Genomic DNA, 291 nt, shown 5'->3' on the forward strand with positions numbered 1-291 from the left:
TCCAAAAACTCCCGAACAATAGTCAAATGACGGACAAACTGACTAAACACCAGTACTTTGTGATCCTCCGAGATGGTCTCTTGGAGCATGTAGGTGATGTCTTCCTGCTTGCCTGATTCCCGTGTATAATCCTCCCGAACTAGCTTTGGATGGTTGGCGATCTGGCGCAGCTGAGTAAGACCGCGGAGGAGCATGAATTGCTGACTACCCCTACCCATCCCATCGAATTCGCCGATGATTTTTTCTCTGTAGTAGGTTTTTACTTCCTCGTACACTTTTTCCTGCTCGGCC

Annotated in this window: 1 protein-coding gene; it reads right to left on the minus strand. The window is 48.5% G+C overall.

What is annotated here, in order from left to right:
* Positions 1 to 291, minus strand: a 291-nt coding sequence (locus tag ACNKXV_RS14420) for a hypothetical protein (RefSeq protein ID WP_417908400.1), incomplete at both ends; no start/stop codon positions are given.

Source organism: Christiangramia aquimixticola, assembly GCF_048285835.1.
GTDB classification, from domain to species: Bacteria; Bacteroidota; Bacteroidia; order Flavobacteriales; family Flavobacteriaceae; genus Christiangramia; species Christiangramia aquimixticola.